The organism is Dietzia cercidiphylli, from assembly GCF_014145145.1.
Taxonomy (GTDB): Bacteria; Actinomycetota; Actinomycetes; order Mycobacteriales; family Mycobacteriaceae; genus Dietzia; species Dietzia natronolimnaea.
Genome location: NZ_JAALEA010000081.1, coordinates 1 through 13,424, shown reverse-complemented (window position 1 = coordinate 13,424; position 13,424 = coordinate 1). Strand labels below are relative to the sequence as shown.

At 68.0% G+C, this 13,424-nt stretch carries 14 protein-coding genes and 1 pseudogene; 2 read left to right on the top strand and 13 right to left on the bottom strand.

The window, feature by feature from the left end; all coding sequences use genetic code 11:
• The 11 genes and pseudogenes from G6028_RS03720 to G6028_RS03670 form a co-directional block, all read right to left on the bottom strand.
• Positions 1-194: pseudogene (locus G6028_RS03720) on the bottom strand (prepilin peptidase); the annotation flags it as partial.
• A 20-nt stretch (positions 195-214) separates the two neighbouring features.
• Complete coding sequence (locus G6028_RS03715; protein WP_182658080.1) at positions 215-1,105, bottom strand: type II secretion system F family protein; 891 nt, start codon at positions 1,103-1,105, stop codon at positions 215-217.
• A 40-nt stretch (positions 1,106-1,145) separates the two neighbouring features.
• The gene (locus G6028_RS03710) at positions 1,146-2,102 is read right to left on the bottom strand and encodes a type II secretion system F family protein (RefSeq protein ID WP_241730513.1); all 957 of its coding nucleotides are present in this window, start codon (positions 2,100-2,102) and stop codon (positions 1,146-1,148) included.
• A complete protein-coding gene (locus G6028_RS03705; protein WP_182658078.1) occupies positions 2,099-3,616 on the bottom strand; it encodes an ATPase, T2SS/T4P/T4SS family in 1,518 nt (505 codons plus the stop codon). The genes G6028_RS03710 and G6028_RS03705 overlap by 4 nt, the downstream gene beginning before the upstream one ends.
• Complete coding sequence (locus G6028_RS03700; protein WP_182658077.1) at positions 3,613-4,854, bottom strand: CpaE/TadZ family protein; 1,242 nt, start codon at positions 4,852-4,854, stop codon at positions 3,613-3,615. Before G6028_RS03700 ends, G6028_RS03705 begins: the two co-directional genes overlap by 4 nt.
• Complete coding sequence (gene cpaB, locus G6028_RS03695) at positions 4,851-5,561, bottom strand: Flp pilus assembly protein CpaB (protein ID WP_182658076.1); 711 nt, start codon at positions 5,559-5,561, stop codon at positions 4,851-4,853. The genes G6028_RS03700 and cpaB overlap by 4 nt, the downstream gene beginning before the upstream one ends.
• A gap of 25 nt (positions 5,562-5,586) precedes the next feature.
• Positions 5,587-6,486, bottom strand: coding sequence for a pilus assembly protein TadG-related protein (locus G6028_RS03690; protein ID WP_338404140.1), 900 nt, complete (start codon positions 6,484-6,486; stop codon positions 5,587-5,589).
• A gap of 32 nt (positions 6,487-6,518) precedes the next feature.
• Positions 6,519-6,905, bottom strand: coding sequence for a TadE family protein (locus G6028_RS03685; protein WP_182658074.1), 387 nt, complete (start codon positions 6,903-6,905; stop codon positions 6,519-6,521).
• A 95-nt stretch (positions 6,906-7,000) separates the two neighbouring features.
• Positions 7,001-7,213, bottom strand: a complete 213-nt coding sequence (locus G6028_RS03680) for a Flp family type IVb pilin (protein WP_182658073.1) — start codon at positions 7,211-7,213, stop codon at positions 7,001-7,003.
• Positions 7,214-7,714: 501 nt separating this feature from the next.
• The gene (locus G6028_RS03675; protein ID WP_182658072.1) at positions 7,715-8,311 is read right to left on the bottom strand and encodes a TetR/AcrR family transcriptional regulator; all 597 of its coding nucleotides are present in this window, start codon (positions 8,309-8,311) and stop codon (positions 7,715-7,717) included.
• Between the two features lie 168 nt (positions 8,312-8,479).
• On the bottom strand, positions 8,480-9,721 hold the full coding sequence (locus G6028_RS03670; protein WP_182640486.1) for a fatty acid desaturase family protein: 1,242 nt from the start codon (positions 9,719-9,721) through the stop codon (positions 8,480-8,482).
• Between the two features lie 332 nt (positions 9,722-10,053).
• Here G6028_RS03670 and G6028_RS17885 point away from each other — a divergent pair, with 332 nt between their 5' ends.
• Positions 10,054-10,185: a hypothetical protein gene (locus tag G6028_RS17885; protein ID WP_259846053.1), complete on the top strand. Its 132-nt coding sequence runs from the start codon at positions 10,054-10,056 to the stop codon at positions 10,183-10,185.
• A 129-nt stretch (positions 10,186-10,314) separates the two neighbouring features.
• On the opposite strand, the gene G6028_RS03665 is transcribed toward G6028_RS17885, so the two are convergent.
• Complete coding sequence (locus G6028_RS03665) at positions 10,315-11,175, bottom strand: mycofactocin-coupled SDR family oxidoreductase (protein WP_182658071.1); 861 nt, start codon at positions 11,173-11,175, stop codon at positions 10,315-10,317.
• Positions 11,176-11,275: 100 nt separating this feature from the next.
• On the opposite strand from G6028_RS03665, the gene G6028_RS03660 reads away from it, so the two are divergent.
• Complete coding sequence (locus tag G6028_RS03660; RefSeq protein ID WP_182658079.1) at positions 11,276-12,691, top strand: NYN domain-containing protein; 1,416 nt, start codon at positions 11,276-11,278, stop codon at positions 12,689-12,691.
• Positions 12,692-12,709: 18 nt separating this feature from the next.
• Here the strand turns inward: G6028_RS03660 and G6028_RS03655 are convergent.
• On the bottom strand, positions 12,710-13,424 hold a 715-nt coding region (locus G6028_RS03655), incomplete at its 5' end, for an HNH endonuclease signature motif containing protein (RefSeq protein ID WP_182658070.1).

The window sequence follows — 13,424 nt, the reverse complement described above, 5'->3', positions numbered from 1 at the left end:
GCGAGCGCCGCGAACGCGACCAGCTCGGGAACGGTGCCGGCCAGCCCGGCGGCTCCCGCCCCACCGGCGGCGGCCAGGCCCACGTGGAGACCGGAGCGCAGCCAGCGGGAGTCGGAGTCTGCGATGGATCGGATCCACCCGGTCAGCGCCGCGGCGAGTGCCCCGCACACCACCGCGGTGAGGAGCACGGTCACTGGCGTGAGGGTGACGGCCACTAGGAGAAGGCCTCCATCATGTTCATCGCTGTCGGGCCCAGGAGCACGATGAACAGTACCGGCAGGATGCACACCATCAGGGGGAAGATCACCTTGACCGGGATCTGCATGGCCTTCTCCTCCGCGCGCTGGCGTCGCTTGCTCCGCAGCTCCGATGCCTGCGTGCGCAACACGTCCGCGATCGAGATGCCGTAGGCGTCGGCCTGGATGATGGCGCGGACGAAGCGGCGCAGGTCGGCGACGTCGGTGCGGCGGGCCAACGACTCGTAGGCGTGGCGGCGCAGCTGGCCCACCTGGATCTCCTGCAGGGTGCGGGTGAACTCATCGGCGAGTGGGCCCTTGCCGTTCTTCGCGGCTCGCGCCATAGCCGAGTCGAAGCCCAACCCGGCCTCCACGGCGATGGTCATCTGGTCCAGGGTGTCGGCCAGCTCCAGCTGGATTGCCTGGCTGCGCTCCTGTCCGCGGCTGTGGAGGAGCAGTTCCGGGACGAAGTAGCAGACCAGGGTGACCGCCGCGGCCAGGAACACAGGTAGAGCACCGGTGGTGCTGGAGACGAACAGCAGGCTCGACAGCGCCGCCCCGATGCCCAGCACGAGTTTGGCCACCAGCAGCTTCTCGAGGGGCCACCCCTGGGGTCTGCCGGCTTTGATCTGCAGCTTCTCGAGCATCCGGATCGACGGCGCCGGGGTGAACTTCCGCGCGATCGTGGCCAGGGTGCCACCGGTCTCCTCGTCCTCGGGGACCACTGCCTCCACCGCGTGGTGTTCGGGGTACATCCCCCGGCTGAGGTTGAGGACCGTGCGCTGGCGCGCCCGGCCGGGGCCGGCGAACACCGCCCAGCTCAGCAGGAACACCGACACGGCCAGGACCGAGACGGCGAACAGGGCCATCGGTTCCACGGCGTGCCTCCTTCCAGAACGCTAGGAGCGTTCAGAACGTGATGTTGACGACCTTGCGGAGCCAGAGCGCACCCACCACGAGCAGCACCACGCTGACGCCGATCAGGGTGTAGCCCAGCAGGCCCTCGGTGAACTTGGAGATGTACTCGGGGTTGCTCATGAACAAGAACCCGGAGATGCCGAACGGCAGCGCCATGAGGACGTACGCCGAGAGTTTGCCCTCGGCGGCCAGCGCCTTCACCTGTCGGCGGATCTGGTTCCGCTCCCGGATGGTGTGACCGACCCCGTCGAGCACCTCGGCGAGGTTGCCGCCGACCTCGCGGTTGATCGCGATGGCCTGTGTGACCCACTCGAAGTCCTCGCTCCCCATGCGGCGGGCGGTCTCCTCCAGCGCGGGGGCGAGATCACGGCCGACCCGGGTTTCGTTGATGATGCGGGCGAACTCCTCCGAGGTGGGCTCCTCGGCCTCTCTGGCAACGGAGGCCAGGGCCTGGAGGAGGCTGTGGCCGGCCCGCAGGCTACTGGCCATGAGCTGCAACGAGTCGTCCAGCTGGTCGGCGAAGGCGGCCCGGCGACGGGAGGCGCGGATGTCCAGCGCGAGCTTTGCCCCGATCGGCGTGAGCGCGGCCAGGAACAGGCCCGTCACCGGTCCGACCGCGACCAGCCCCAGAGCGAAGGTCACCACGGCGGCGACGCCCACCAGGAACACGAAGTCCTGCAGGCTCATCTTGACCCCGGCACGTTCGAGCGCGCCGGCCCCGGGTGCGCCGCGGCGGCTCAGGGTGGTGTCGATGGCCGTGGTGGCCGCCGTCGCCGTCCGCGAGATGATCCCGGGCCCCTCGTGAACCCCTGGCCGACGCCGGGCACGGGGGACACTTCCCGGACGCGGGGAGAGGACGAGGAACGCGCCGATGAGTAGTGCCAGGGAGAGTGCTGCCACCCCGAGCCCGGCCGGGGAGGCCAGGACCTGGCCCATGGACTCGTTCATCGGCTTTTCCCGGGGGGTGAGGGAATATCGAACACCCGCGGCGAGAGCGTGATGCCCATTTCTTTGAATTGGTCGGTGAAGCGAGGGCGCACCCCGGTGGAGATCGGCTTGCCGAGGAATTTCCCGTCGGTCCCGACGCCGGCGGAATAGTCGAAGAGGAACGCGTCCTGCAGGGTGACCGTCTGGCCCTCCATCCCCTGGACCTCGGTCACCGCGGTGACCCGCCGGGTGCCGTCGCGCAATCGGGTCAGCTGGATGATCACGTCCACGGCGGAGGCGATCTGCTCCCGGATGGCCCGCAACGGAAGGTCCATCCCGGCCATCAGAACCAGGGTCTCCAGGCGGGCCACCGCATCGCGCGGGGAGTTGGCGTGGACGGTCGACAGTGACCCGTCGTGACCGGTGTTCATGGCCTGCAGCATGTCCAGGGTCTCTCCGCCGCGAACCTCGCCCACCACGATCCTGTCGGGGCGCATACGCAGGGAGTTGCGCACGAGATCGCGGATGCTGATCTCGCCCTTGCCCTCGATGTTCGCGGGCCTGGCCTCCAGCCGCACCACGTGGTCCTGCTGCATCTGCAGTTCGACCGCGTCCTCGATGGTGACGATGCGTTCGGACTCGGGGATGAACGAGGACAGGACGTTGAGCAGCGTGGTCTTTCCACTGCCGGTGCCGCCGGAGACGATGATGTTGAGCCGGGCCTGGACGCAGGCCCGCAGGAGTTCGGCCATTTCCGGGGTGAGGGTGCCGAACCCGATCAGGTCGTTGACCTTGAAGGGATCCTTGGAGAACTTACGGATGGTCAGCGAGGAGCCGTTGACCGCCAGCGGGGGGATCACGGCGTTGACGCGGGAGCCGTCCGCCAGGCGGGCGTCGACCAGAGGGGAGGACTCGTCGATTCGTCGCCCGATCCGGGAGACGATCCGCTCGATGACCTGACGCAGGTGCTCCTCGGAGGTGAAACGGGCGGAACTCCGGGTGAGCCGCCCCCTCTGCTCGACGTAGATCATGTCCGGGCCGTTGACCATGATCTCGGTGACCGTGGGGTCGGCCAGTAGTCGCTCCAGCGGACCGTGCCCCAGGACGTCGTCCTGGATATCGCTGATGAGCCGCAGCCGCTGTTCAGCGGTCAACGGGACCGTCTCGTCTTCCACGACCTTGTTGAGCTCGGTGCGCACCAGGGCGTGGAGCTGATCCTCGGTGAGCGACGGGTTGTTGAGCCTGGCCCCGACCCGTTCGAACAGCGCGGCGGACGCGCGCTCCTTGAGGGCGATCAACGCGTCGGGCTCGGGTAGCGCCGAGGGAACCGGGGAAGCCGGCTGGGTGACCCTGATGGTCTGCGGTGGCGCGGTAGCCGGGATGGCTCGCGGAGGTACGGTGGCACCGCTCTGACCAGGAGCGATCGAGGTCTCCCGCGCAGGCGTGATGGCCGGTGTTGTGGCCGGGTCGCCCGGGGCGAGTTCGGGCGCGGCGCTCTCGCCTCGGGCGGCGCGCAGGCGGTCGCTCAGGCTCATCGTGTGCCTCCTCGGCGCAGGCGGTGACGGCCTCCGAGTCGGGAACCGAGCTTGGTCGCCGCGGGCCCGGGCTCCTTCAAGGGCGCAGGGGCAAAGCGGTCCACCAGGCGCCGCAGCTTCTTGGTCATGGGGTCGCGGATCTCGTTTTGCATCAACGGGACCCCCTGATTGATGGAGACCGCAGTCGCCCGCGAGCGTGGCAGGACCAGGTCCACGCCGGTGCCGATCGTCGCCTCTACATCTGCTCGGGTGAGCCCGCTGTGAGTGTCGGCGAAGTTCACCACGACGTGGCGGCGATCGAAGCCCATTCCGAGGTCACGGAGAATGTCCAGTTCTTTGCGCAGTCCCCGCACTCCGGGGACGTCCATGCTCGTGACCAGGATCAGGTCGTCGGTCATATCGAGGGCCGCGAGGGTGTGGTCTGTCAGTGCCGGGGCGGTGTCAATGATGACGAAACGGAACTCCGCCGCCAGCGTCTGGAGGAGATGGGTGAGTTCCGATACGCCCACCAGATCGGCCTCGGCCGGGGAGTTCGGTCCGCACACCACGGTCAGGCCGGTGTCGTGCTGGGTGAGGAACGTCTTGAGCACCATCGAGTCGCGCGCGGCCGCTCCCTGCACCACGTCGACGATGGTGTGTTCGGGTGTGAGGTTGAGGGCGTTGGCGACATCTCCGAACTGCAGATCCAGGTCGACCAGCACGGTGGAATGTGGTGCGGACCGGGCAAGCCCGACGGCCAGGTTGGCGGCGATGGTCGTCTTGCCCACACCGCCCTTGGGCGAGACAACGCTGATCACCTGTCCTCGCCGTGACTGCGTGCCCGCGCCGAGGTCGGTGCCGTCCCCGAGTCCGGCCGGAGCGCGCTGGCGGGTGACCCTGATGGCTCGGTCAAGGGCCGCTCGGATCTCGTCCTCCTCCGATTCGGTGGGGACGATGTCGCTCACCCCCGCCCGCATGGCAGAGAGTCCGAGTTCGGCGACCCGGTCGCTGACCAGGACCACCGCGATACCGGGGCACTCGATGTCGAGCCGCGAGGCCAGTGCGAGAGCGGCTTCGGTCCCGGAGCGCTCGTCGATCACGACGATCTCGGGGATATCCCCGCCGCCGAGTTGCTGGAAAAGCTGCGCCGGGCTCTCCGGAAGCGGACCTGGAGGCAGTGCCGGTATCGGTTGGCCGGTGGCCGCCCGGAACCGGTCGCGGAGGTCGACGAAGTCGGTGGCCAGCAGGATGTTGTTCATCGGTACACGTTCCCCGGGTTGACGATGCGGGTTCCGTCCTCCGGCGTGGCGGCGTCCTCGAGTGACAGCCAGATTGAGCCGTGTTCCGCTCCGAACACGACCTTCTCCGCGTCCGGCGCTGTGAGAGCCAGGGTCACCATCACGCCGCCGTCATGGATGGGGGCATCCGCAGGATCGGTCGAATCGGCCTCTTCGGACGCGGAGGGGGACAGTCCGCCCTGGACACGGAGGACAAGAACCTTGTGCAGCACGAGATGGGTCTCGGCTGTGTCCATTGAGATGAACACGCCCACCGTGTCGCCCGGGGTCACAGTGCCGCCCACGACCCCGGGAGAGTTGAGCGGAACCGTGACCTGATGGAAGCCCTCGGGCGCGGGGATCCCGCCGAACTGCTGGAGGGACTGCAGTGACGCGAAACGCCCGGCCAGAAGCTGTTCCCCGGCAGCGAGATCGGTGGCCGCGACCATGTTTCCGAGCTCCCGGAGGTCAGTCACCGAATTCGGTCCCACAGCCGTGGCGGGAAGCTCTCGCGTCTCCACCAGTTCGCCTAACGCAGAAGCAGGGGTTCCCTCGCTGATCGGGGCGGTCGCGATCAGGACGCTCACCGGCTGGAGGTCTGCCATGGCCCGTTCGTCGGCTGCGCTGACGTAGCGCAGGAGGAGGGCGGCGCCCAGGAGCGCCAGGAGGACGGCGACGGCTACTGCCACGACACGACGGTTCACTTCAGCTCGCTTACTGATCTGGGAGGAGGTAGACGGCAGTGGCGCCGAGGTTCTGCGTGGTTGGCCCGTACTCGAAATCGCCTGAGCGATCGAGGAACTCGGTGAAGTAGCCGCTGATACAACGTTCGTTACCTCTGCACGGGCTGTTCCAGTTCGCGCCGGACAAGTGGTAGCCGGTGATCGTGAATGCCGCGTACCCGTAGACGCGGTAGTAGGCGTTATTCCCTCGCCCGCGGTACTGGTCGAACAGCGGCAGGAGAATCGTCTTGTTGTGGAGTGACGACATGCAACTCGTCCCTCCCTTGTTGCCGGGGGCTCCCTGAACTTCCTGACCGATCCGGGTGAATGCCTGACAGGTTCCCGCATTCGGTGCCAACCAGCCGAACCCACCCGGAACCAGGTTCCCCGAGGGCACGGGGCAGTCCGTGTTGGAGGTCTTGGTGAACTCGATGGTCCGCTCGATCTTGTCCGACGGAATCCCTCCGCCGGTCTGCGCCCAGAACTCACACACGTAGAAGGCGAGCGGAAGGGCAGACGTACCGCTGATCGGCGAACCCCACCCCGCGGTACTTACGGCTCCGACCTCGGACTCGTTAATTCCCAGAACAGGTGCGAACCAGTGCTCTCGGGTACCGGACGTGTCGACGGTGACCTTGCCGGCTGCTGCCACGAGGTCCACGGACACCGAGTTCTCGGCCGCGGAGGCGTTCATGTCGACGAGCTGCCGGGCGGTTGTTCTGGCCCGTGTGGTCCCGCAGTCGCTCCTGGCACAATCCTGGGCGATCGCCAGAGCGGCGGCGTCTGCTCCCATCTGCAACTTCTGCTTGTCGGAGTGGACGGCGGCGATGTCGATCGAGATGGCGGCGAACCCGATAAGGGGAACCATCAGCAGGGCGACGAGGACGCTCACGGCCCCTCGGTCGCTGTGTGCCCGAGTCGCGTCTACCCGTTGCATCGCATGCTCCCGGTGCCGGTGAGGGTGAAGTCGCCCATCGGGAGGAACCCGCTGAGCATCTCGAACGGATAAGTGACGGTGACAGTCGCGGTGGGGGTCGAGTCCTCGGGTGCGCAGTTCGCAGGCGTCACTTCGACGTCGGACTCGGGAATGCCCAATCCGATCGCGGATGCTGTCGCGGCCGACTTGGCGGCGTCAACGTCGTTCTGCAGCGCCATCACGCGCACGCCGTCACGGGCGGCGTTGGAGAGCGTGGTCTGGATGTTGTACGCCCGGCCGAACTCGATGATCCCGATCACGAGCGTCAACAGGATCGGGACGACCAGGGCGAACTCCAGGGCCGCGGCTCCGCGGTCGCTGAGGGGTTTGGTCATGGCGGGTCCTCGAGGGGAGAGGGGGCGTGAGGGATTAAACCGACTCCGGCGCAGCGCCCGGGGCTGGGCGCTGCGCCGAAAGTCAGAATGAGGGACTACTCGGGAATCCCCGCGATGCCGGTCCGGACTCGCTCGAACAACTCGTTGAGTTCGCCGCCCAGGAGAAGCACGGTCCCGATGATCACGACCGCAATCAGCCCGACCATCAGGCCGTACTCCACGGCCGTAGCACCGCGGTCCTTGCGGTCGTCAAGCCGCTCACCGGCGAGGGCGAAGAGGGTGAAGAAGTAAGTAGCAACCTGGCTCATGATGAACCGTCCTTCTGGTGCGGGGGTCGGTCGACCCAAGGGGAGGGGTGCGTCCGATTCGTTATGAATCAGTGACGAGAATCACTATGACACATCAATTCCGATTGTCAAAACAATCTGATTAATTTGTGGGCTCAGCTCACCCCGGCGTCCGGTCTGACGGCGGCCGGCCCGGCTCGCGTCAGGCCGTCAGGGCAAGCCCGGCTGCGCGAGGGCGGTCCGGATTCGCAACTAAACGCCACATACGTGCACCCGCGCAGCGGATATCGCCGCTTGGGAGGATGCGTGAACGGAGGGGTGGCAGAGGCACGAATCAGGCAGTCTTGACCACTGTCTGACGTGTCACGGTGCTTCTGGGCCGGAACTCTAGACTGTGAGAACCTTAAAGATCAAGCCAGGTGAGCCTAAGTGGCATTGCGGCAGGGTCTGGACGAGTGTCAGAGAGCGCGCCACGGGCACGCGTGGGAGATGTAAGGGTTGTCGCCCTTCGGGGGCCAGAGCTCAGCGCAGGAGGCCGAAGAGGCGTCCGCCGCGATGCTCGTGGCGCGAGAGCGCGGACCCGAGGAGGTCGGTGTCGTGCTCGTGGTCGACCTCGGCGCCGGCCAGGCGGCCCACGGTGCGCTCCCAGAGCAGTCCCTCGTACACGGCGAGGAGATCCAGGGCGGCGGCGGCGGGGTCACGCAGCCCGGCGGCGTCGAGGGCGCCGGCGAGGTCGCTCGGGTCGAGCAGGGCGGCCACGAGATCGGTGGTGTCGTCCTTGCCGGTGAGCTCCATGATGAGCGCGGAGCGGGCTGCCAGCTCGCCGCGGTAGTCGGCGAGGAGGCCCTCGATCATCCGCGTGAGCATCGCCAGGACGTCGTCGGCATCGGAGGACGCCAGTTCCTGGATCCCGGACACCTCGACGAACCCGCGCAGGAGCGAGGTGAGCCTGTCGACGGTGAGGGCGAGGAGTTGTGCACGGGTCCGGCAATAGTAGGAGGTCGAACCGGAGGGCAGTCCGGCCTCGGAGTCCACGGCGCGGTGGGTCAGCGCACGGACACCGTCCCTGGCAACCACCTCGATCGCCGAATCGGCGATGAGCATGCGCCGGTCCTCCATGGTGGCTCCCGTCGTCGTGGTTCACAGGCCTTCGGCTCGACCGCTGTAGCGCGGGCCGCTGCCGACTAGAGGATCAGCCTATCGCCGGGATCCCGTTCCTGGATCGAAACAACTCCACGCCCCGACACCGGTTTCGGTGTCGGGGCGTCCGGAGGGAGGCCGGGTGGGTCAGGCCGCCGGGGCGACCTTGCGGGCGCGCCGCTTCGCCGAGTACGTGAGTGCCGTCTGCAGGCCTGCCCGCTGTCCTTCCTCCTGCGCGGGGAGGGGCTTGGGCAGGTCCGCGAACATGCGCTCGGAGTGCGTCTCCGGGGCGTCGTCCGCCGTGCGTCGCAGCATGTGGTCGGGCAGCGACATCTTGGCGATGGTCCTCCACGCCTTGAAGTACTGCACGGGCAGCGGGCCCGCCACGTACGGCAGATCGTACTTGCGGCACACCTCGCGAACCCGGACCGACGCCTCGGCCAGACGGTTGGACGACATGTCGGGGTAGATGTGGTGCTCGATCTGGTACGACAGGTTGCCCGAGAGGAAGTCGATGACGGGCCCGCCGGTGAGGTTGGCGGAACCGAGCATCTGCCGGAGGTACCACTCGGCACGCGTCTCGTTCTCGACGTCCTTCTTGGTGAACTTCTCGGCGCCGTCGGGGAAGTGCCCGCAGAAGATCACCGCGTTGGTCCACACGTTGCGGATGCCGTTGGCGGCGAGGTTCGCCGTCAGGGTGGACTTCCAGCCCTTGCGGGAGAGTGCCGGGTAGAAGACGTAGTCCTTCGCGAGCTGGCGTCCGGCCTTCTTGGCGAAGAGGCCGAGCTTGTTCATGGTCTCGCGGCGGTCGTCCCGCCCCTTCGCGACCTTGCCCAGCTCGAGATGCTGGATACCGACGCCCCACTGGAACAGCAGTGCGAGGGCCGCGTTGTAGACGAGGTTCCCATAGAAGAACGGGTGCCAGCGCTGGTCACGCGTCACGCGGAGCACGCCGTACCCGACGTCGTCGTCAAGGCCGACGATGTTGGTGTACTTGTGATGGATGTAGTTGTGGGTCTGCTTCCAGTGCTCGGCGGTGCCCACGATGTCCCACTCCCACGTGGTGGAGTGGACCTCGGGGTCGTTCATCCAGTCCCACTGCCCGTGCATGATGTTGTGCCCGAGCTCCATGTTCTCGACGATCTTGGAGAGCCCGAGCGCGCCGGCGCCGATGGCCCACGCGGTGCGGTTGCGCGAACCGACCATCAGCAGCGCGCGGGACCCCACCTCGAGGGCGCGCTGGAAGCGGATCGTGTTGCGGATGTAGGTCGCGTCCCGCTCGCCGAGGGAGCCGATGATGTCCTGGCGGATCTGCTCGAGTTCGTCACCGAGCGCTTCGATGTCGGCCTCGGAGAGGTGCGCGAATTCCGGGATGTCCGTGATAGCCATGAACCTACGGTACCGTAGGTTACGGTCGCGTAGGTAGGGTTTAGTTGGTTGGGTCACACTCGAGGCTCGACCTCGGCCCGTGGCGGGACGCCTCGATTCGGGGAGTGGGAACCCCGCTCGGGTCGAGGCTACGGCGCTCTGGCCAGCGGCGGAGCCTGTCGATGCCACATCGTTTGTCACGGTTGTGTAACGTCGACCGGGTTCGCGGCGACATAGGGGTTGTCACGCGCCGCGGGGGCTCGAGGGAATTGCTGGAGCCCGGCGGCAACGGGGACCACCAGACCGCCAGATACGCAAGTACGCTTTCAGTACGGATCACAAGGGGACACATCATGAGCAGCGCCAACGACATCTTCCTGCAGGCCATCCAGCCCATCGTCGACATCTTCTGGACTCTGGTGTGGACCGCCACCGGCTCGACCGTCAGCGTTCCCCGCCCGGTGGCGCCCACGCCGTCCACCTGATCAGGCGCGGCCAGGTGGGAAACCTGGCCCCCTGAACCGGCTCGCTACCCCGGCCCGCCTCTCATCCGAGAGGCGGGCCGGAGTGCATTTCCTGCCCTAGGCACAGGTCCGCGCCCCGAGCCCGAGCCGTCACAACCCGAACTTCTCGCTTCCGCCCAGGTCGATCGGGATGGAAGCGCCGGTGATCCCCGCGCCAGCGGCGCTGCACAGGTAGACGGCCATCGACGAGATCGCCGACGCCTCGACCCACGGCTCGGGCAGCTGGTTCATCCCGCTGAAGGTTTCGGCCGCGTCCTCGAGCGTCGTGCCCTGGCCCCCGGTCATCATGGCGATCATCGACGGGTTCTCGATCATGGGCGTGCGGACGTTGCCGGGGTGGATGGAATTGCACCGCACCCCCGAGAAGCCGAGCTCGCCGGCCAGCGACTTGGCCAGTCCGCGGACCGCCCACTTGGAGGTCGTGTAACTGGCGGTGAACGGCGCGCCGCGGAGGCCGACCATCGAGCTGATGATCACGACGCACCCGCCCCGGCCGGTGGCCAGGATGTGGGGGATCGCGGCCGTCGTGGTGACCCAGGTGCCCTTGAGGTTGATGTCCAACGTGGTGTCCCATTCCTCCTCGGAGCGCTCCCAGGAGGCGGTGGGCTCGGGCGAGACCCCGGCGTTGGCCACCACGAAGTCGAGTCCGCCCAGTTCGGCGACCCCGGCATCAACGGACTCCCGCATCCCGGGTAGGTCGCGGACGTCGACCTCCGCGGTCACGCACCTCCGCCCCAGCGCCCGCACGGCCTCCGCGGTGGCCTGGAGGTCCTCCGGGTTGGCCATCGGATAGGGGACCGTCTCGATGTCGCGGCACAGGTCCAGGGCGATCACGTCGCACCCGGCGGCCGCGAAGGCCTCGCAGTGGGCCCGGCCCTGCCCGCGGGCGGCCCCGGTGACCAGCACGACCTTTCCGGTCAGCTCGGGAGGGGTGGCGGTGGGGCTCGACATGGTGGGTGTCCTTCGGTGATCGGTGGCGGGCCCTGCGGGGTCGCCCGCCCTGCGGCATGCTGGAAGTCCAACGTAGACAAAGTGATAGGTAGTGATCATCATGCTCGAACGGACACTTGTCCTGGTGGATACCTCATATCTACTAGCTAGCTTCTACAACTCTTGGGAGGAGGGTGCGCGCGGTCAGTTGGAGATATCCCTGGCCACGGTCGTGCACCGTTTAGATCAGGTCGCCCACGGTCTCGTGGACCAACCGGTCCAGCGACAGAACTGGTACGACGGGATCCCGGATTCCGGCCCGCACCGGTACCAGCGCACGCTGCGCGTGATCGAGGGCGTTCAACTGCGCGCGGGTCAGTTGATCGAATGGGGCGAGCGCCGAACCCAGAAAGCCGTCGACACACTTCTGGTCGCGGACATGATCCAGGCCGCCTACAAGGGACAGTGTTCCGACATGGTGCTGGTCACCGGGGACGCCGACATGATCCCGGGGGTCCGGGTGGCGGTGGACGCAGGTGTGCGGATGCACCTGGTGGGGTTCGGTTGGGATTCCATCTCCTCCGCGTTGCGCCACGCGTGCGACACAACCTTGGTGCTGGATCCGCGCACCGATTTCCACGACGCCATGCAGATCAGGGTTCTGGAGGGGCCGATCCCGCCCAAGGTGCGATCGTCCGCCGAGCGGCCCACCGCGCCCGGCGACGATGCCAGCGAGCCGGTCGGCGAGGAGTCGGTGGGGATGGTCGAGGTGGATCTGCGGTCCGATCGCGCGGCCGCCACCTCGGTGGCCGACGAGGCCAGCCTGACGATCGCCGATGAGGAGTGGGCCGCCGACGCCGAGGAGCGGGCGGCAGATGAACAGGACTGCGCGGCGATCTCCGAGACCCATGCTGCTGACATCGATGGCGCCGAGACCGCCGCGGGATCGACGCCCGCGAACGGGCGCGGTGCGAAGCCGGGCGCCGGAGCGGGGCCGGCGGGGAAGGTCCGTGGGTCACAACCGGAGCCCCAGCCCCAGCCGCAGTCGCCGCACCAGCCCCGGCGCTCGGAGGGCGGGCCCCGGGACAGCGAGGTGCGGGAAGACGAGCCCCAGGAATCCGAGCCCCAGTCACAGCCGCCGTCCCCGACTCGTGCGCAGGCCAGGACGTCGACGCCGGGCCCTCCGCCCAACGGGGCGTCGCGCCCGAGCCCGTCGATGATGGCCCCTCACCGCCGCCCGCTCCGCTCCAAGTTCGTGCCCCTCTCGGAGGAGGTGTGGACCTCGTCCGGCGAGCAGACCCCGTTCGACGTGGGCCAGCAGTACGCGACCTGGTGGTACGAGCAGGCCGCGACCGAGGAGCAGCGCGACCAGGCCCACCTGCTCTCCGGGGGCGTGCTCCCACCGGCGGTGGACCGCCCTCTACTGCAGTTCGCCTGTCAGATGCTCAACGAGTTCACCCTGACCGAGGCGCAGCGGGTGCGGCTGCGCGACGGATTCCACGAGGGGATCCGCGCGGTTCTGCTCAAGCACCGCTGACCCGGGCGGGTCGAGGCATCAGAAGGGCGGGGGGTCGTGGTCGTCACCGACCAGCCCGTCGTCCCGAGCCGCGGCCGCGTTCTCGCGTCGCTGCGCGGCGATCCGGCACGCCCGCCTGTACCAGTGGGTGCTGAGGGGCCGGGAGCGGAGCCAGGGGCGGTCGGGGGAGCCGGGTCCGGGAGGCGCCTCGGACCCGTTGCACGTGCGGTCCCGCCACTTAGCCAGGGGGCCGTCGGGGAGGGTGGTGATGGTGTGACCACTCTCCGTGACGACGGTCAGCGTTCCGTCCCGCAGGAGTCGGTAATACCAGGTGTGGAAGGTCTTGAACCTGTGGTGCCGCCGGCAGAGGCACATGAGATTGGCCTCGACGGTCTGGCCGCCCCGGTCCGGTTCGGAATGGTCGAACGGCACGACATGATCCACGTCGCAGTCCTCGGCGGAGACCGAACATCCGGGGTGACGGCAGGTGCCGTCGCGTAGCCGGATCCGGCGGGCGAGCTCGGCGCTGATCCGGTAGCGGCGCGCACCGCCGACCGAGTCCGCGGACCCGGCCTCGGGGTCGGGCAGGAAGATGTGGGCGCCGACACTGCGGGCGAGCAGGGCGATGAGGGCGTCGATCGACGCGGGGCCGCCTCGCGGGAGGTACACCTCGGGCTCCTCGCCGGGCCCGCGAGGGGCCAGGATGGTGATGATCGGTCTGATCTGCGGCCCGGGCGCGAGTCCGGCCGGACCG

Bases quoted from the DNA above. Each gene is read 5' to 3' on its own strand.
- G6028_RS03715 (WP_182658080.1), bottom strand. From the start codon at position 1,105: ATGGCCCTGTTCGCCGTCTCGGTCCTGGCCGTGTCGGTGTTCCTGCTG.
- G6028_RS03685 (WP_182658074.1), bottom strand. From the start codon at position 6,905: ATGACCAAACCCCTCAGCGACCGCGGAGCCGCGGCCCTGGAGTTCGCC.
- G6028_RS03660 (WP_182658079.1), top strand. From the start codon at position 11,276: ATGCTCGAACGGACACTTGTCCTGGTGGATACCTCATATCTACTAGCT.
- G6028_RS03675 (WP_182658072.1), bottom strand. From the start codon at position 8,311: ATGGAGGACCGGCGCATGCTCATCGCCGATTCGGCGATCGAGGTGGTT.
- G6028_RS17885 (WP_259846053.1), top strand. From the start codon at position 10,054: ATGAGCAGCGCCAACGACATCTTCCTGCAGGCCATCCAGCCCATCGTC.
- G6028_RS03680 (WP_182658073.1), bottom strand. From the start codon at position 7,213: ATGAGCCAGGTTGCTACTTACTTCTTCACCCTCTTCGCCCTCGCCGGT.
- G6028_RS03710 (WP_241730513.1), bottom strand. From the start codon at position 2,102: ATGAACGAGTCCATGGGCCAGGTCCTGGCCTCCCCGGCCGGGCTCGGG.
- G6028_RS03700 (WP_182658077.1), bottom strand. From the start codon at position 4,854: ATGAACAACATCCTGCTGGCCACCGACTTCGTCGACCTCCGCGACCGG.
- G6028_RS03670 (WP_182640486.1), bottom strand. From the start codon at position 9,721: ATGGCTATCACGGACATCCCGGAATTCGCGCACCTCTCCGAGGCCGAC.
- G6028_RS03665 (WP_182658071.1), bottom strand. From the start codon at position 11,175: ATGTCGAGCCCCACCGCCACCCCTCCCGAGCTGACCGGAAAGGTCGTG.
- G6028_RS03705 (WP_182658078.1), bottom strand. From the start codon at position 3,616: ATGAGCCTGAGCGACCGCCTGCGCGCCGCCCGAGGCGAGAGCGCCGCG.